The organism is Pedobacter nototheniae, from assembly GCF_032678625.1.
Taxonomy (GTDB): Bacteria; Bacteroidota; Bacteroidia; order Sphingobacteriales; family Sphingobacteriaceae; genus Pedobacter; species Pedobacter nototheniae_A.
Genome location: NZ_JAVTSO010000005.1, coordinates 155,134 through 174,020, shown reverse-complemented (window position 1 = coordinate 174,020; position 18,887 = coordinate 155,134). Strand labels below are relative to the sequence as shown.

16 protein-coding genes are annotated in these 18,887 nt (G+C 36.8%); 3 read left to right on the top strand and 13 right to left on the bottom strand.

Features of this window, described 5'->3' with window-relative positions; translation table 11 throughout:
- Nucleotides 1-37: 37 nt before the first annotated feature.
- Nucleotides 38-1,018, bottom strand: coding sequence for a deoxyhypusine synthase family protein (locus R2Q77_RS15600; protein WP_316804656.1), 981 nt, complete (start codon nucleotides 1,016-1,018; stop codon nucleotides 38-40).
- Nucleotides 1,019-1,225: 207 nt separating this feature from the next.
- Between R2Q77_RS15600 and R2Q77_RS15595 the strand changes: the two genes are divergently transcribed.
- A complete protein-coding gene (locus R2Q77_RS15595) occupies nucleotides 1,226-2,353 on the top strand; it encodes a BamA/TamA family outer membrane protein (RefSeq protein ID WP_316804655.1) in 1,128 nt (375 codons plus the stop codon).
- Nucleotides 2,354-2,463: 110 nt separating this feature from the next.
- On the opposite strand, the gene R2Q77_RS15590 is transcribed toward R2Q77_RS15595, so the two are convergent.
- The 7 genes from R2Q77_RS15590 to R2Q77_RS15560 form a co-directional block, all read right to left on the bottom strand.
- Nucleotides 2,464-4,839, bottom strand: a complete 2,376-nt coding sequence (locus R2Q77_RS15590) for an outer membrane beta-barrel family protein (protein ID WP_316804654.1) — start codon at nucleotides 4,837-4,839, stop codon at nucleotides 2,464-2,466.
- A 35-nt stretch (nucleotides 4,840-4,874) separates the two neighbouring features.
- Entirely contained in the window at nucleotides 4,875-6,485 is a 1,611-nt protein-coding gene (locus R2Q77_RS15585; RefSeq protein ID WP_316804653.1) for a M56 family metallopeptidase, read from the bottom strand.
- A gap of 4 nt (nucleotides 6,486-6,489) precedes the next feature.
- A complete protein-coding gene (locus R2Q77_RS15580; protein ID WP_316804652.1) occupies nucleotides 6,490-7,983 on the bottom strand; it encodes an N-acetylmuramoyl-L-alanine amidase in 1,494 nt (497 codons plus the stop codon).
- 113 nt (nucleotides 7,984-8,096) lie between these two features.
- Nucleotides 8,097-8,465 (bottom strand): BlaI/MecI/CopY family transcriptional regulator, encoded by a 369-nt coding sequence (locus R2Q77_RS15575; protein WP_316804651.1) that lies wholly within the window; start codon nucleotides 8,463-8,465, stop codon nucleotides 8,097-8,099.
- Between the two features lie 173 nt (nucleotides 8,466-8,638).
- Complete coding sequence (locus R2Q77_RS15570; RefSeq protein WP_316804650.1) at nucleotides 8,639-9,688, bottom strand: peptide-N-glycosidase F-related protein; 1,050 nt, start codon at nucleotides 9,686-9,688, stop codon at nucleotides 8,639-8,641.
- Nucleotides 9,689-9,702: 14 nt separating this feature from the next.
- Nucleotides 9,703-10,434, bottom strand: coding sequence for a DUF4369 domain-containing protein (locus R2Q77_RS15565; RefSeq protein WP_316804649.1), 732 nt, complete (start codon nucleotides 10,432-10,434; stop codon nucleotides 9,703-9,705).
- 16 nt (nucleotides 10,435-10,450) lie between these two features.
- Nucleotides 10,451-11,233 (bottom strand): class I SAM-dependent methyltransferase, encoded by a 783-nt coding sequence (locus R2Q77_RS15560; RefSeq protein WP_316804648.1) that lies wholly within the window; start codon nucleotides 11,231-11,233, stop codon nucleotides 10,451-10,453.
- 44 nt (nucleotides 11,234-11,277) lie between these two features.
- On the opposite strand from R2Q77_RS15560, the gene R2Q77_RS15555 reads away from it, so the two are divergent.
- Complete coding sequence (locus tag R2Q77_RS15555; protein WP_316804647.1) at nucleotides 11,278-12,147, top strand: transglutaminase-like domain-containing protein; 870 nt, start codon at nucleotides 11,278-11,280, stop codon at nucleotides 12,145-12,147.
- A gap of 36 nt (nucleotides 12,148-12,183) precedes the next feature.
- Here R2Q77_RS15555 and R2Q77_RS15550 read toward each other — a convergent pair whose 3' ends face one another.
- The 5 genes from R2Q77_RS15550 to R2Q77_RS15530 form a co-directional block, all read right to left on the bottom strand.
- Nucleotides 12,184-13,038 (bottom strand): hypothetical protein, encoded by an 855-nt coding sequence (locus tag R2Q77_RS15550; RefSeq protein ID WP_316804646.1) that lies wholly within the window; start codon nucleotides 13,036-13,038, stop codon nucleotides 12,184-12,186.
- A 21-nt stretch (nucleotides 13,039-13,059) separates the two neighbouring features.
- Nucleotides 13,060-13,974, bottom strand: a complete 915-nt coding sequence (locus R2Q77_RS15545) for an alpha/beta hydrolase (protein WP_316804645.1) — start codon at nucleotides 13,972-13,974, stop codon at nucleotides 13,060-13,062.
- A 9-nt stretch (nucleotides 13,975-13,983) separates the two neighbouring features.
- Nucleotides 13,984-15,058 (bottom strand): peptide chain release factor 2 gene (gene prfB, locus R2Q77_RS15540; RefSeq protein WP_316804644.1). Its coding sequence is split into 2 segments (ribosomal slippage): nucleotides 13,984-14,997 and nucleotides 14,999-15,058, totalling 1,074 coding nucleotides; the frame shifts between segments, so codons are not numbered across the junction.
- 49 nt (nucleotides 15,059-15,107) lie between these two features.
- Nucleotides 15,108-16,412, bottom strand: coding sequence for an amidohydrolase (locus tag R2Q77_RS15535; RefSeq protein ID WP_316804643.1), 1,305 nt, complete (start codon nucleotides 16,410-16,412; stop codon nucleotides 15,108-15,110).
- Nucleotides 16,413-16,526: 114 nt separating this feature from the next.
- A complete protein-coding gene (locus R2Q77_RS15530; RefSeq protein WP_316804642.1) occupies nucleotides 16,527-17,042 on the bottom strand; it encodes a DUF937 domain-containing protein in 516 nt (171 codons plus the stop codon).
- Between the two features lie 163 nt (nucleotides 17,043-17,205).
- On the opposite strand from R2Q77_RS15530, the gene pgi reads away from it, so the two are divergent.
- Nucleotides 17,206-18,852, top strand: a complete 1,647-nt coding sequence (pgi, locus tag R2Q77_RS15525; RefSeq protein WP_316804641.1) for a glucose-6-phosphate isomerase — start codon at nucleotides 17,206-17,208, stop codon at nucleotides 18,850-18,852.
- Nucleotides 18,853-18,887 lie beyond the last annotated feature (35 nt).

Sequence of the window (18,887 nt, the reverse complement as noted above, 5' to 3'; positions counted from 1 at the left end):
ATTCAAAATTTTGAATTTTGATTGTCGAAATTTTATTTTATTGTTTTAAAATCCACGCAAACATTAGGGGTGCCACAATTGTAGCATCACTTTCTACAATAAACTTAGGTGTATGGATATCGAGTTTACCCCAGGTAATTTTTTCATTTGGTACAGCGCCAGAATATGATCCGTAAGAAGTTGTTGAATCAGAGATCTGGCAGAAGTAACTCCAGAAAGGAATATTTTCCATTTCCATATCCTGATAAAGCATTGGTACTACACAAATCGGGAAATCGCCGGCAATACCGCCGCCAATCTGAAAAAATCCGATTCCTTTGCCTTCGCTGTTTGCTATATACCAATCGGCCAGCCAACCCATATATTCAATACCGCTTTTCATGGTTACCGCTTTTAACTCTTTTTTCATTACGTAAGAAGCAAAGATATTACCCATGGTAGAATCTTCCCATCCTGGAACCACAATTGGAAGGTTCTTTTCTGCAGCAGCCAGCATCCACGAATTTTTAGGATCAATTTCGTAGTATTGCTCTAAATCACCACTTAAAAGCATTTTATACATGTATTCATGTGGAAAGTAACGCTCGCCAGCTTCATCTGCATCTTTCCAGATTTTATGAATGTGTTTTTGTAAACGACGGAAAGCTTCTTCTTCCGGAATACAAGTATCAGTAACACGGTTGTAATGGTTTTCTAAGAGATCCCATTCATCCTGCGGACTTAAATCGCGATAGTTAGGTACGCGTTTATAGTGTGAGTGTGCAACAAGATTCATAATATCTTCTTCAAGGTTTGCCCCTGTACAAGAAATAATGGCTACCTTATCCTGACGGATCATCTCGGCTAAAGAAATACCAAGCTCTGCAGTACTCATTGCACCAGCAAGCGTAATCATCATTTTACCGCCTTCATCTAAATGCGTTTCATAGCCTTTAGCTGCATCCATCATTGCCGCAGCATTAAAATGGAGGTAATTACGCTCCATAAACTGAGATATCGGTCCTCTTGTATTGCTCATTTCGTTTTGTATTGTTTGGCGCAAAAATAGACAAACCGTTTGCAATTTGCAATTAACAGTTTTAACCGGCAGTATACGCCTCAATTTTTGGTTTCAAATCTTGCCTGCATTTGCCTAAATCAACAAATACACCAATTTACGATTACCGTGATGAACTAATGACAACCGAACCTATAATCTTTTAGTTAAATTCCTTTTCTTTGCGCCATGAAAAAAATATACGTTTTATTTTTTCTTCTGATCGTTTCTTTACCCGGCATGGCGCAAATGAAACTGATCAGAAAACTCCTTTCTGAAGAAAAAGATACCACCCGTAAGGCCAGTTTTATGCCTATCCCAGTTTTTGGCTATGCACAGGAAACTGGTTTTGAATTTGGGTTAGGTGCCCTTTTCTCTTATTACAGAGACAGAAAGGATACTACTAACCGCAGCTCCAATTTTTCGGGAACAGCTTCTTACTCTACAAAAAAAACGTATAGTGTAAGTTTACAGGGCGATGCCTGGAGTAAGGGCAATATTTACCATACGATTGCAGACATCAAGTTTAAAAAAATGCCTTTTGACTTTTTTGGAATTGGCAATAATACACGTAAAACAGATCAGGATAAATTGGTACAGCAACAATTAAAAATTGCACTCGACCTTGAAAAAACCTTTATTAAAAATGCTTACACTGGCGTTTCCTTAGGTTTTGAAGATTATGATTTTAGTGATAAAAGTCCGGACGGGATTTTCAATAAACATACCTTTTCGGGTAAAAAAGGTGGAAGTGTAATTTTTACAGGCGTATCCCAGAGTTACGACACACGAAATTCTAACAACTATCCAACAAAAGGCTTTTTCGGTCGGGTAACTTATCAATATGCACCTGATTTTTTTGGAAAAGATAATTTTACCGGAAGCCAGATTACCGTAAATGTCCGTAATTTCTGGAGTTTGAGTAAAAAACTGGTGTTGGGCGCGCAGGGAATTTATAATACCATACAAAGTGCACATACACCATTTTATTTGTTGCCACAACTGGGTAATGATGAGATTATGCGGGGTTATTATGCCGGCCGCTATCGCGATGAGAACTTGCTGGCTTTACAAACTGAATTGCGTTATCGTTATAATAACCGTTTCGGAGCGGTGCTTTTTGCAGGAACAGGTACCGTTTGGGGAAGGACAGATTTTAATGTAGATAAATTTAAACCAAACCTGGGTGCTGGCTTGCGTTATTTCTTCGATCCGGCTAAAGGTTTAAGTGTACGTTTAGACTACGGCATTGGCGAAAAGCAAGGGAATGAAAAACGCCAGAGTGGATTTTACATCAGTCTTGCAGAAGCATTTTAAAAATTAAGCTCATTTTACCAGGAACTACTGAAATGTATAGTCTTTCCGTTATTTCTAATTTTGAGTTGCTTATTTTTTGCCACAGGTTTTATGGCGGTCAAACGGGGCATTTAATTGCTCCTTCTTCGCTCCTCTTCATTTCCTGGTTTCCTATCCTGCTGTTTTATTTTTGCATTGCCAAAATTATAACGGATGCTAAACCGAAGCTGCTGAGAATCGTAATAGTTATTGTATGCCTGGCTAATTCCATTAACAACGGTATTAAACCTTTCCTTATTGGTTTTCAAAACATCCGATGCACTTAAAGCCAGTTGCAGTTTCTTTTCTAAAAGAAGTATTTTAAATCCCAAATCAAGATTACTTTGCGCTTTGGTTTTGTTTAAGCCTTCCAATCCAGCAAATTGATACCAAAAACTCATGTCGGCAAGTAAGGTTTTTCCTTTGTTTAAGGTAAACTGGTTTAAGGTAGAAAAATAAGCGCTAAACCCATTTAAGTTGGATAGGGTTTGACTGATTGAAGAATGATTAGTTGAATACAAAACATCCAGCCTGTTGCTACTTTCGAGCCAGTTTAACTGATTAAATGTAATTGAGTTGCTTAACTGGTATTGATAACTCCTGATAAAATTTATTGGTTTTGAAACCTGAAGATTAGAAGTTGCTTCTACAAGATTAACATCACTGTAACCATTATTGGTATTGCTTAAAGATAAAGTGGTATTAAAAATGCTGGCGTAGGTATGCGAAATTTCGATATTATTGTTGTAAGATGGCTTCAGGAAGGGATTACCCTCTGCATAACTTGATGGATTGCTATACCAGCGAAATGGATTTAATTTTCGGTAAGCTGGGCGGTTAATTCTCCTGCCATAATTAATGGAAAACACACTCTTGTTACTTAATTCATAATTAATAAATAAAGTAGGGAACAGCTGAAAGTAATCGCTTTGATTTTTTTCGTTAAGCGAAATGCCTTTAATTTGTGTATACTCTCCTCTTAAACCCGCCTGAAACGCCCACTTTTTAATTTGCCGGTTTATATTTAGATAGGCGGCCTGTGTATTTTCAGTATAGTTAAATACATTACTCTGATCCGGATCAGTCTCGTAAATATTATTGTTCATTTTATAAAATGAAACATCACTGGCATTTTTTATAAAACTCAGTTTTGTACCTACAGATAGCTTAAAAACTTTATGAGGCAGATCAACATCAGCTTTAAGCGTATACAAATCTATGTTTTGTTTGCTGGCAGATAAATATTCAGCAAATGAATCTGGGATAAACATTCCATCTCCAAAATAGCTTACGCTATTAAAGAAACGGTTTTTATCATCATTGTATTTAAACCAATCTGCATTAAATGTAACTTGTTTTCCGGCAGAATCAAGCAATTGCTTTACATAAAAATTTACGGAGTTATAATTCGATTTAATTAAAGCGTTTGCATCCGAATTTAAAATGGAATCAACCTTTTGCTGACGGCTTAATATGGTTGTTTTAATATGCTCTTCAGAATGAAAATCGGTATGCCCGGTATTGTAAGATAATCCTAATGTAGTATTTGGATTAAGCTGATAATCTGCTCCAACCTGCCCACTGGGCACTGTTCTGAAATTCCGGTCCTTGTTTACAATATTTCTGGTTTGATTGGGATAAAAAATATTGCTTTGTTCAAATGGCACCAAAGAACCTTTTCTTATATTAAAATTGCCGTATAAGGTAACCCGGTCTTTTTTGTAGCTTAAATTACCACCAGAGGATGCCGTAATATGATTTGCCTGTGTTAAAACAGCATTCACTGATCCACGAAATCCTTCGGTAGTTGTTTTTTTAAGTACGATGTTGATTAAGCCATTATTTCCCTGCGCATCATATTTTGCAGGTGGATTGGTAATGATTTCAATTTTTGAGATGTTACCGGAAGGAATTGATTTTAAATAATTGGATAAATCATCATCTGACAGCTGAATAAGCTTATCGTTAATCATCACATTAACGCCGCCTTTACCAATTAAAGATACTTTATCATTTAACACCCGTACACCTGGCACTTTAGCCAGCAACTCGAGTGCATCCGTACCAATCCCGGCAATACTATTTTCGGCATTAAAAACTGCTCTGTCTATTTTTTTCTCCAGTAACGGTTTCTTAAAATTAACCTGAACATCATTAAGGTGAGTTGATGTACCTTTTAAAACCATATTGATTTTAACACTTTCTTTAAGTGTTATGGTTTTTTCTTCGCTAAGAAAATTAAGCGCCGAAAAAACGAGCGTGTAGTTGTCAGCTTTAAGGTTTTGGAAGGCGTAATAACCCGATTCATTACTTTGAGTATATTTTACCCCATCCTTGCTGCTTAACTTAACCGTAACCGTTTTTAAAAGTTGATTTTCCGTGTCGCTGATTTGACCACTTACTGTAAATTGGGCAAAAGCATTCCATGTACAAAAGAGTACCATTGTAAAAGTTAAGAATATTTTCATGTTGAATAAACCAGATTAGCGTTTGTACTACTTAATCAATCTTGCCAAACTTCTGTTTTTCCTTTTAAGTCGAACTTTAATCGTGTACCAGAAATTGTGGTTTGGGTTTTACGGTTTACCATAACAGGATTTTTTGCCGAGCCGCTTAAGGTTTTAGTATTATAGGTAATTTCATCGGCTGTAATGTCAAAATCTTTGTAGCTTATTTTTGCTTTTCCATATAAAGTAATAATGGTTTTATCTTTACTCATTCTTATAGAATCATTAGCCTTATACTGAAATTTATCTAATATACTTTCCTGTTTTAATTCAGGTGGTATGCTTTGGGGCAATTTTAGTTCTGCAACAGTATAATAAGTTCCTTTTTTCAGTTCAAAAACCATTGTCGTGCTACTCACTGCATTTCCATTTCTATTTACAAAAACAACATTTTTAGCATTAATAAGGCCATTTTCCGTATCTACTTCTGCGTAAGCGGCCTGTAATTTCCCACCATAAATTTCCATCTCAACACCTTCAAAATTCGACAGTTTTCTTTTAGCATTACCTGTAAGCTTTTTATATGATAAAATCTTTGGCATCTCAAAGGCTTTAGTGGTATCTACATTTACCATTAATACTTTTTGTTTTGTTGCTCTATATTTAGGTTTGGCAGAATTAATTACACTTTTCTCTATGTCTGTTTGCTCACCAGAAATTGATTTCCGGTTAGGACCGTCGCTAACTGCTGTTTTTATTTTAGCCGGAGATTTAATTTGTGCATAAATAATTTGAACCGAAAACAACCACATTAACCCTAAGCCTAAAGGCAAAACCAATAAATACATTAACTTTTTCATGTTTTTAGACTTAGATTGAAACAACATTTTTATTCTTTCCTTGATTGGGCTTTTTACAAAATTGTGTACCAAAGGCATATTACTTTTTACCACAGCAAGTTTTAGCAATAGCCCTGCATAATCTTTATTTCCAAAACTTAATGAAGTCAACTGATCGGCTTCATATTCATGTGTTTGTTCCAAAGTTTTATTATACAGATAAACCACAGGATTAAACCATAAAATTGATTTACAGATCATCATGAATAGTTTATCTGCCGAATGGTATTGACTGGCATGGACCTGTTCATGTTTTATCATCACCTGTAATTCATTATCCGTTAAATCATCCTGGTTAATAAATACATAATTAAAGAAAGAGCAGTTTGTAAAGCCACTTTTTTTGAAAATTAACTTTAAGCCGTTAATCTGATGTGTGTATTTTCTGGTGTGCTTAAACAGCTGAAACAACTGCCATGTGCAAAGGACTAACCATGCCGCTGCCACAAATGTATATATGCCCTCAATCCACGCAAACCAGTTAATTGCGTCCACCTCATTTGGCATTGTCTGTATTATTGAATTTGATTGAACCACTTCCTGTGACGGTCCAATTAATTCCTTTTGCAGATTTACAGCTGGAATAGATGCTATTTTCCGTTCTATATTAAATTGAAGTGCCGGAATCATAAAACTCAGCATTAAACTGATGATCAGGTAAAAACGGTTGATTTTAAAGAAGGTTAATTTTCTTAATACCAAAACATAAAACCCAAAAAATAATACTGTACAGGCACTTACTTTAAGCAAATAGATTAACCATTCCATATTATTAAGATTTTGAAAACTTTACAAAACCATCTAAAATCAAATTACTTATTCTCCGCAGGTTTTTTTCGTCGTTTGTATAAGCCAAGCTGTTCTCATCCTGCATATTCCCTAACTCAATCATAATTGCAGGAATTTTAGATTCTCTGAGCAGCATTAAATTTGCATTTCTTAAACTGCCATTAACCTCCACTCCATGGAGTCGATTAAGCGCATGGATAACATTTACGCCAAAAATTTCAACTGCTTTAATTTCAGGATTTGATTGCGAAACCAATACTTCTATTCCATTGAAAGGAACTTTTACCATTGGATTGGGGGTAGAATTATGGTGTATAGAAATAAATGCAGTAGCATTTTCATCAGGTAATCGATCTTTAAGTGCTACATATTCATCTTTATCACGGGTTAATAGCACCTTAATGTTTCTTTTAGCCGCTTCTTCTTTTAATATTTTTGCAGCCCTCAAGTTCAAATCCTTTTCCTTGATACCACTTGGGCTTTCTGTTGCTTCATCTTTTCCACCGTGTCCCGCATCTACAACCAAAACCAGTTCCTGATCAACAATAATTTTTTCAGCTTCTGCCTGGTTTTCTAAATTGAGCGCTGGTGAAACATTATTTTCGACTGGCTGCGTCTTTGAAATACGCTTCCTTTGATTATTAATTGTGTTTAAAGGTTCTGTTCTTAAAGCCTGTTGTGGCTTAATATTAACCGGGGGCGAAACTGTTTTATAGATTAAGACATCTTTTTGATTTACAAATGCCGTACAACACAGAAAAACAAGGGGGATAATGATCAGGTAAACAAGCTTTTTAACATCTGCATGAGGCTTTTTATACAGCATACTAATCCGGCTTTTTAGTGGAAGTTTACTAAAACTATTTATAGCAAAACCGTTTAATGGCGTGGCAAGATTAAGCAAAAGCGAAGCATATTGTTTCTTATCATACACTTCAGTTGTTGCCTCATCTGCCAGATATTCGTGTACATGATCCAGCGCATTGCGCCAGCGGTAAATAAAAGGATTAAACCAAAGTATTGAAACCGCTAAGTTAACCAGCAATTTATCCATAGCATGCCATTGCATAACATGGATAGATTCGTGCTGAATAACCAGTTGCTGCTGCGCTTTTGGAAGTGAGTAATCAACAATAATTTTATTAAAAAAAGAACAATTCTTAATCCGCGAATTTTCATTTACAGAAATGACATTGCCCTCCGTATTTATTTTATTCTTATTTAGATGATAACGCACATAACCAAAGAGGTAAAGCGCACGTATAAATAAAAGACCTAAAATTAAATAATACAAATAGGTTAAATCTTGCCACCAGTTTATAGCTAAAGAAGTTTCATTTCCCGAATTGATATAGTCTTTCTCCGCTGATGCATCTTTACTGTAACTTGGCTTGGGGATTTCCTTTCCAGGTTGCGTAAAAATTTCCTGGCGGTGCTCAAGCGTAATTGCTGGAATGGCAAAACTTATCAATAACATAAGGAGCAGGTAAATTCTGTTTAACCTAAAGAATGTAAGTTTTGATAGCAGGAGGTGGTACACCAGAAAGAAAATACCTGCACAAGCAGAAACTTTCAATAAATAAATTAAGATCATGGTTTCGTTTCCTGGTTAATAATTTTCTGAATCTCTTCTATTTCCTGCTGGCTCAGGTTTTCTTTCTTTACCATGAAAGAAATCAGGTTGCTAACAGAGTTGTCAAAATAACCTGAAAACAACTTGGTAAAAGTTGTTTTTGCATATTCATCTTTGCTTATGGCTGGGTAATATTCGTAGGTTTTGCCATAAGCTTTATACGCAACATAACCCTTTTTCTCTAAAAGCCTTACAATTGATGAAATGGTATTGTACGGTGGTTTAGGTTCCTCGTCCAGTTCATCAATAATATCCTTAACAAATGCCTTTTGCAGTTTCCATAAAACCTGCATTATACGCTCTTCTGTCTTCGTTAATTCTTCCATACCCAAACATATAACTTATTTTTCAGTTTAGCAACTGAAAAATAAGTTATATGACTGAAAAATCAGTTTACAAGAATTAAAAAACTGATATACAGGGAAATTACCTTAAAAAATAGCACAAAACGGATCGTAGAAATGTATGATCCTTTAAAAAAATTACAGTTGATTTGAATTTACTGTGTAACCAGGTAACACGATAAGAGGTAATTGCTTTCCGTTTTTAACAGAACAGCTTCTGGTACGGCAATTTTTAAAAGGTGCTTGCCAGCATTTAAAGGCCCCAGGTTAACTATACGAACCGGCACAGCTGCACCAGGGCACCAGCTTCGGCGCTCATTTGCAATATTGCCAAAATAAATCCCATTGGGTTGGGTGTTGTAAATTTCAAAAGGGCTACAATTCTGATTCATTTCCAAGCGGGTATATTCTTTCCCATCTAAATATACCACATGCGTTCTCCAATTGTATTCTTCACCATTCTCACCGGCTCCATGCCCTGATGAAATCAGGTATAACACAGCAGATTTTGTATTCTTAGCAATTGTAAACTCAATTTCCTTAGCGTTATGGCCGGCAGTAGTATCCTTGCCATCTAAAGGAAAATAGCTTAATAATGGTGTTATTTGTGTAGTACCTTTTGCTTTGCTCTTATCACTGATAAAATCGACTGAAACGGTAAAAGTTAACAAGGAACCATCACAACCAATTACTTCCTTCTGCCCCGCTCCGGTTGTACCGAAAATTTCTGTTAATACCCAAATATCACTGTTTTTATCTCTGAACATACCCGTTACCTGATCTGCCTGTGCGATATATGGAATTTGATCAGGCCTACGAGACTTATACATAAAAGGGGTCATAATGCGCAGCAGTTCATATGCTTCTGCCTGAACATCATCGTAAGGCTTATTTTTTGGGGTTTTATATAAAGTTACTCGTCCTATCCGGTCATAATTATCACAACCGGCAGTTACCACTAATTTAACACTTAACGTATTGCCTACTTTCGATTTCTCCTCATCAGTAAGTTTACGCATATACTTGGTATTGCTTAACCTTGTTAAACCTGTCTGCACCGGCTCATTTACTGGCTTTGCATAACCATCGTAAAAATGGACACCCTCCAGTACATTAATTACATTACCATGCTTTTGGGCAAAGGCACATAATGAACTAAAAAAAACTAAACTGAACAGGAAAATATTTTTTGTAAAAGTAGTCATGGTTTTTAGACGGATTAGTTCTTTTTTCTTTTCTCCTTTATGTCGGCTATTTCTTTAATAATATCATGGCCATCAACAGATTTTTGTTGCTCCATAGGCAATTTGTTAAAATATGCCTGCGCCTTATCTAAATTAAGCGTAGAGCCGTTGGCTTTTAAATACATTAAAATTGCATCAGGTGCATAAGGTTTGTTTATATCCTGATCTAAAAATGTAGCTAAGAGTTTCATTTTAGCATTCCGTGCGGAATCTATTTGTCCATCTACTGCTTTCATCTTTATGGGATCAGTAGCTTTTGTTCTCTTTTTCTTCCACCCAAGTAAACGTAAATTTGTATCTATTTTCAGGTACACTTTCTTAAAGGCAGCGTATTCATCCTGCATAGGCACTCCGGTCACTTTCGCTCTTCCTAAATAGCCCGTTGCATTTACATGAACAGTACCCTCTTTAACAAAAAAATTTAAAATATTAGGGTCTGCTGCCTGATTTGGAGAAGTTCCAGGCTTTGTAAACAGCAATTTAACTTTAACATTGGGGCTCAAACTCTTATCAAACGTAAAGGCATTGTTTTTTACCAAGGTACTGTCTAAAATAGACTGATTTTTAAGCTGATAAACAAAATAAATCAACCGCGAGCTTTTGTCATCCTCAGGGAAATTGATTTTCCCGATGATTTGTGTCCTGACTTCTTGTGCGAAGCACAAAAACGGAAGTAAGCTAAAGGTTAATATCAAAAACCGCTTCATGAATTGAAAATTAATTTTAAAATTTAAGTTTAAAATGTTCTTTAGCTTGTCCTTTTTTAAAATAAACAAGCCCTATCCAAAATAAATCAATTGTTACCATAACATCAGGATGATTTTTAATTTCTTCCCATGCTTCTTTCATACCCTGACTCCAGTAAATATCATCAAAAATAAGCAAGGAGTTTTCATGAACTTTTGGCAAACACCATTTAAAATAATTCAGTGTAGCGTCCTTTCGGTGGTTACCATCAATGTATACAAAATCCAAATGTTGCTGCTCATCAATAATACCAGGCAGGATTAAATCAAAATTCCCTACATGGAGTTCGATATTATTCAATTCCAATGCTTTAAAGTTATGCCGGGCAACTTCTGCCGTTTGCGGGCACCCCTCTATGGTAATAACCGCTGCCTCCGGGTTTGCTTCTGATAAATACGCCGTTGTAATGCCCAGGCAAGTTCCAAGTTCTATTAAATTTTTGGCTTCTGTGTTTTTGGCCAGGCGATAAATCAGCTGCGCCAAACGTGGACTTTTAAGTGCATTTTTTGCAATCTGACTTACCTTCTTTGTTCGGTTTTTATTCAGGTGAGAACCCGCTCCAAGGTCTGTAACCGTAATATCAGAATCGTCATTAAAAAGTTTTTTTCGCTGCGCTTCTATATTTTTGTATTCAGTTTTCTGGGTAAAATCGTAAATTACCTCATCGGCCAGTTTATAGGCAAATGGAGAATGTGTGCCGTGCCTCGATTTAGCTGTTAAACGGTGTTTTAGGTAATCTGTAATAAATTGAAATAGCATATTATTGCAAAAGTAATTAAACGCCGCAAATGGATGTACATTTTATGGAAAATAACGCAGAGATAAGTGCTTTAGTAAAATTGCTTGATGATCCTGATGATGAAGTTTATCAGCATGTTGAGCAAAAGCTACTGGAATATGGTGGGTCGGTGATTCATTATTTAGAAAATGCCTGGGAACAATCTTTTGATGGTCTTTTACAGGAACGTATAGAAAACATTGTTCACCAGATCCAATTTAATACCGTTAAGGAGGATTTAAACTTATGGTATTTAAGTGGCGCATTTGATTTATTACAGGGTGCATTGATTATTAACCGCTATCAATACCCTGATTTGGATGAGCAGAAAATAATTAACCAGCTGGAAGAAATTAAACGTGACATTTGGCTTGGCTTGCAGTATGAAATGAGCTCGGTTGAAAAAGTAAAACTGATTAACCACGTGCTTTACCAGCAATATGGCTTTGGTGGCAATACAAAAAACCATCACGATCCTCAGAATTCTTATTTAAACCAGGTTTTGGAGAGCAAAAAGGGAAATCAAATTTCTTTAGCCATAATTTACTCTACTTTAGCCCAAAAACTGGATTTACCGGTTTATGGCATCAATTTACCGCAGCATTTTATTTTAGGCTATATTGATGAAAGCAAACAGGATGGTAGCGAATATGGTGTGCTTTTTTACATTAATGCTTTTAATCGTGGTAATATATTTGGCAAACACGATGTGGATCAGTTTTTAAGACAGTTAAATTTAGAAGCTTTACCTGAATATTATCGCCCCTGCTCCAACACCGATATTATTAGAAGAGTGATTAGAAATCTAATTTCGGCATACGAAAACGCAGGAGCTACCGAGAAGGTTGCTGAACTGAACAAATTGCAGGATATTATTGCCGAAAACAAAGATTAAACCGATAAAACCATCCCCTCACCACATTTAAGTAATCTACCTGCAGGTATAAGCTAAATTGTATTTTAGGTTTGTTGTTACATCCGTAAGCGTTGTGGCATCTGCTAAGGTTTTTACATTTTTCTTATTCAAGATACTGGTATAATTAGAGGTAAAATCCTGCCCGGTCGAATTATTGGAAATTAAATCCTTATTGAAGGTATAATCGTTTGTGGTAATGGTTTGATTCACCACCGTTCCTGATTTTGTTGATTGGGTATTTACCACTTTGGTTGCAATACCTACCGACATACTGCCATATATACGGTATGGCGCATCAAATTTCGAAACCATTGTGTTAAATGGTTCTATAAACTGTAAGTTAGGGTTGGTTAGGGTTGATGAATAGGTAATTGTAGTTACATCCGTTTGATCAGCACTAAAACCAACATCTTTCCGGGTAATGCCAACCAAGTTACCGCCCGAATAAGCTAAAGTATATGTTGATTTTAAAGCACCGGCTTCATAGTATTCTACCGTGGTAATATATCCGTTGGTATAGGTATATGCCTCGTAATTGCTTGTACCAGTACTTGCTACCTTAACTGCTTTGCCGGCACTTAAAGTAACTTCCAAATTGCCGCCATTGGTACCTTTAACGGTTACTTTATCCGTGTCATATGTTATATTGAAGGTATTTGTTGTACCTGCCCGCTGAATAACCCGGTTATTTGCATCATAAGTAAGGTTGTACGTATTATCTAAAGTGGTTTCTGTAAATGCTTCAATTTTAACGGCCTTACAGCCCTGGTCTATTACAGGATCAGTATCAGCTGTTTTTTTACAGCTAATGATAAAAACCATTGCCAATAAAAAAACTGCAGACAGTAAGATTTTTATTTCCTTATTCATTTTTATATTTTCTTAAGCAAGTTATATTACTGAAATATTTTTAAGCCAGTCTCTTAGTAAATTAAACCAATCTACATCCGAAGTTTTATTGTGCAGACCAAAACCATGGCCACCCTTGGCGTATAAATATAATTCTGTTTTTACTTTATGTTTTATGAGGGCGTCATTCATCAAAATACTGTTTTGAACAGAAACCGTTTTATCGTCCTCTGCCTGAACTAAAAATATTGGCGGCGTTTTTTTAGTTACATTTTGATTTGCCGAAAAATAATGCTTTAAAGCATCTGAAGGATTTGGGCCTAACAAATTTTTCATAGTTCCGGTGTGTACCGATTGTTCAAAACTAATTACTGGATAAATTAAAGCTCCGAAATCAGGTCTTAAACTAATTTTTTCAGCATCACTTATTTTTAGGTCATTGTAATGGGTAAGCAACGTTGAAGCTAAATGGCCTCCGGCAGAAAAGCCCATAACGCCGATTTTATTTGGCTTAACAGCATATTGCCGGGCATTTTTCCTAACTAAATAAATGGCCTGTTCAGCATCCTGAAGCAAAGCATAGGTTTTATCCACCATAATTTCATCACTTGGCAAGCGGTATTTTAATACAAAAGCCGTAACACCTATTTCATTAAAGCGTTTAGCCACTTCTGTGCCCTCATGGTTATACGCTAAAATACTATAACCACCACCAGGACAAATAATTACCGCAGCACCATTAGCGATATTAGCCGGTGCCTGAAAAACCATAAGATCTGGCACAGTAACCTTGCTGATTCTTATTATTCCATCCTGTCCCGTTTCCGAAACTTCTTTGTAGTTTTCTGCGTATTTAGATCCGGGTATGGTATCCTGATACAATGGAATAATTTGCTGTGCCTGCACATAAGTTGCTGTCATAAAGAACAGGATGCTTAAAAGTGATGATTTTATCATTATTTTCAATTAAAACTCCATTAAATATGCTTTCAGAAAATCGTTAATATCGCCATCTAAAACCGCTTGCGGATTTGAAGTTTGGTAATTGGTTCGATGATCTTTAACCCTGCGATCATCTAATACATAACTTCTGATTTGCGAGCCCCACTCTATTTTCTTCTTTGAACCTTCAATTGCAGCCGTTTCTTCATTACGTTTTCTTTGTTCAACTTCGTAAAGCTGAGATTTTAATAAACGCAATGCATTTTCTTTATTCTGCAATTGAGACCTTGATTCCTGGTTTTTAATAATAATGCCCGAAGGCTTATGGTACAAACGAACAGCGGTTTCGACTTTGTTTACATTTTGTCCACCGGCTCCACCAGCCCTGAAAGTTTCAAACTCTACATCAGCAGGATTAATGTTAATCTCAATGGTATCATCTACCAATGGATAAACGTAAACGGAGGCAAAAGAAGTATGCCGACGTGCATTTGAGTCAAAAGGCGAAATCCGCACCAACCGGTGAACACCATTTTCTCCTTTCAGATAACCATAGGAAAAATCACCGTCAAATTGAATGGTTACCGTTTTTATCCCCGCAATTTCTCCATCCTGCCTATCTTGCTCTGTAATTTTATAGCCGTTTTTCTCGCCCCACATCATGTACATACGCATCAGCATATAGGCCCAGTCGCAACTTTCGGTTCCACCGGCGCCTGCTGTAATTTGCATTACTGCAGAAAGCTGATCTTCTTTGCTGCTCAACATATTTTTCAATTCAAGATCGGCAACAGCCTGTTTACTTAAATCAAATTGCTCCTGCAATTCTTCTTCTGAAGCATCTCCTGCCTGATAAAAATCAAACATCACAACAGCATCTTCTACTGCGCCGTTTGCTTCATCAAACCCATCAGTCCATTTTTTCTTTGAGCTGATGCTTGCAAGAACCTTTTCTGCTTTTTTCGGATCATCCCAGAAATCGGGTGCCATGGTTAATTTTTGTTCTTCACGGATGGCATAAAGTAGTTCATCAACGTCAAAGATGCCTCCTCAGTTCCGTTATTCTGGAACTTAAATCCTGTATTTGTTCTTTAGTCATTACGCAAATGTACTTATATATTTTTTTAATGGCCGGAGAAGATTTTCAATTATTTCTTCATCTCCATGTAATCAAGTGTTAAATTAGATAACAGTTTAACCCCCAATACAAAACCACTTTCATCGATGTAAAAATCGGGCGTATGATGCGAAGGGGCCTTTAAAGGATCTTTACCTTTTGGCATTCCTCCTAAAAAAACAAATAATCCGGGTACTTTCTCCTGAAAAAAAGAAAAATCTTCAGCACCGGTTACAGGTGGCTTGAGTTTAACGTTATCCTTCCCCGCTGTTGCCTGCATGCTTGGAAGCATTTTTTCGGTTAAAGCTACATCATTAAAAGTTACCGGATAGTGGTTGCTGTATGGAATTTTAACCTCGGCAGTTGCCCCGCCAGCTTCAGCTGTTTTCGTTACAATGGTTTTAATTCTATCAATAAACATGGCTTCATCTTCTTTACTAAAATTACGTACCGTTCCCAGCATTTCTACTTTCTCGGGTATGATATTCGAGCGTACACCACCATTTATAGCACCAATAGTTACTACACCAGGATTTTCAGTCACATTTAAATTTCTGCTTACAATGGTTTGCAGGTTATTAATAATTTGAGCCGAAACAACAACCGGATCTATACTGCTCCAGGGGTAGGCGCCATGAGCCTGCCGACCTGTAACTATAATTTTCATGTCGTTTACTGCGGCCATTGTACCGCCCGGGCGATAGGTTACTACGCCTACTTCAGTTTGCGAATTGATGTGCAAACCAAAAATTACATCTACTTTAGGATTCTCCAATACACCTTCTTTGATCATCAGTGCTGCTCCGCCCTCTTCCCCAGCCGAAACACCTTCTTCTGCAGGCTGAAAAATGAACTTTACCGTTCCCTTAATATCTTTCTGCATGGAAGCCAGCACCTCTGCCACGCCCATTAAAATGGCCATGTGGCTATCATGCCCACAGGCATGCATAACCCCAACCTCTTGTCCGTTATAAGTTGTTTTTACTTTTGATGCAAAAGGAACATCAACTCTTTCCACTACCGGCAGGCCATCCATGTCAGCTCGCAAAGCTACAACAGGCCCTGGTTTACCGCCTTTTAATATGCCTACAACTCCAGTTTTAGCCACGCTGGTTGTTACTTTAAAACCTAAGGATTCCAAATGTTTTGCAATAATATCAGCTGTTCTAACTTCATGGTTACCCAGTTCGGGATGTTCGTGAAAATCGCGACGCCAGCTGATGACTTTTTGTTCAATGGCATCAGCCTTTTTTGAAACCGCGGCCCTTTGATCTGATTTTTGGGCAAATGTGCTAACCGATAAAAGTGTAAAGAGGGGTAAATAAAATATTTTCATAGAAACAGATGGCTTAAATGCCCTAATCTAATCAATTTAAGCAAATTACGACAAGCTGCCAATAAAAAAAGCTATACAGATTTGCATAGCTTTTTTTTCAACATTATATCGTTTCTAATTAAACATGCCTTTTAATTTATCAAGAATGCCACCACCTTCTGGTTGTGCGCCGGCCGCCTGGTCTTTATTACCACCACCAAACATGCCCACTACATCTGATAAGTCAAATTTACCATCTGCTCCGCCTGCCAGCTTACCAATTACATCCTGAATATTGAATGAACTATCGTTAGGATCGTTGGTTTTCTGCGTAAACTTGCTAATGATAACCGGGATAATACTGGCTGCAATAGATTTGGCCGTATCACCACTAATGCCCAAAGCACTTAATTTATCAACAAAAGTACCTGAAGCCTGAGTAGCAACGGCGCTACCTTCTGCATTTTCACTTTTAAAGATGTCGGTTAAAGAGCCTATATCACCCGAAGTTAATTTATCTTTCAGGGTATCAAAAATAGAACTTGAAGCAGCTTGTATTACGGCTTCATTATGCTCGTTTGGTATTGCGCTATTGTTAACAACAGCATCCTGTGCGTTTTCCCGCACTAATTCATTTAAGTTTTCTAACATGATCGTTTTTATTTCTTATTAATTTAATGAGGATGATTTAACTGTCAATAGGAATCTATATGCAAGTTAAGGCTTTAATTGAAATAAAAAATTCTTTTGTTTTTGAACCTTAAAAGACAATTTTAAATTTTTGCTTTATTACTTTTACAAAAACAAAAAGAATATGCTACCAAAAATAAATTTTACCGAAACGGAAGCTTACAAATACCTGGCTGACCATTTTATAGATATTAACCAAAAAAGTATTAAGGATCTTTTTGAAAGCGATGCTGATCGTTTTACTAAGTTTTCGGTTTTCTTTGAAGATATTTTGCTTGATTACAGTAAAAACAGAATAAGCGATGAAACCTTGGCATTACTGATGCAACTTGCCCGCGAGTGTAAGCTTGACGAAGCAATTAAAGCGATGTACAATGGCGATAAAATTAACGAAACTGAAGACCGTTCCGTTCTACACATTGCCCTGCGTAACCTGAGCAATACCCCCATTTTAGTTGATGGTAAAGATGTGATGCCTGAAGTAAATGCCGTATTGGGTAAAATGGAAAAATTTAGCAACAGCATTATAAGCGGCGAATGGAAAGGCTTTACTGGCAAGGCAATTACCGATATTGTGAATATTGGCATTGGCGGTTCCGACCTGGGACCTGTAATGGTTACAGAAGCATTAAAGCACTATAAAAATCATTTAAATATCCATTTTGTTTCCAATATTGATGGTACGCATATCGCTGAAACTTTAGCCGGTTTAAATGCCGAAACGACTTTATTCTTAGTGGCTTCGAAAACTTTTACCACCCAGGAAACCATGACTAATGCACACTCTGCACGCAGCTGGTTTTTAGAAAAGGGAGGAAAAGAAAACGATATCGCCAAACATTTTGCGGCCCTCTCAACCAATGCAAAAGATGTAGCTGCATTTGGAATTGATACGGAAAACATGTTTGAGTTTTGGGATTGGGTTGGTGGTCGTTACTCTTTATGGAGTGCTATTGGCTTATCGATCTCATTAAGTATTGGTTTCGACAATTTTAAACAATTACTTGCAGGTGCACATGCTACTGATAACCATTTTAAAACGGCAGAATTTGAAAGCAATCTTCCGGTTATTTTAGGTTTACTGGGCATTTGGTACATTAATTTTTATAATGCCGAAACTCAGGTGATTTTACCATACGATCAATATTTACATCGTTTCGCAGCTTATTTCCAACAGGGCGATATGGAAAGTAATGGTAAACATGTGGATAGAAACGGAAACGAAGTTGATTATGAAACAGGACCGATTATTTGGGGAGAGCCTGGAACCAATGGACAGCACGCTTTTTATCAATTGATCCATCAAGGCACAAGAATTATTCCTGCTGATTTTATTGCCCCGGCCCAAAGTTTAAACCCGCTTGGCGAACACCATGCTATTTTACTTTCAAATTTCTTTGCGCAAACAGAAGCTTTAATGAATGGCAAAACAGAGGAAGAAGTAACTGCTGAGTTAAAAAAAGACGGCAAAACAGAGGCTGAAATTAAAAAACTGGCACCGTTTAAGGTTTTTGAAGGTAACCGTCCAACAAATTCTATTCTATTAAAAAAAATTACGCCATATAGCCTTGGAAGCTTAGTTGCCCTATACGAACACAAAATATTTGTACAAGGGGTAATCTGGAACATTTTTAGCTTTGACCAATGGGGTGTTGAATTAGGTAAACAACTGGCTAAAAAAATACTTCCTGAACTCGAAGACGCAGGTAAGGTTTCAAGCCACGACAGCTCAACAAACGGGTTAATCAATCAATATAAAGCTTGGAGATAGAATAATATTACCCTAAATATCAAAAGGCAGCCTGC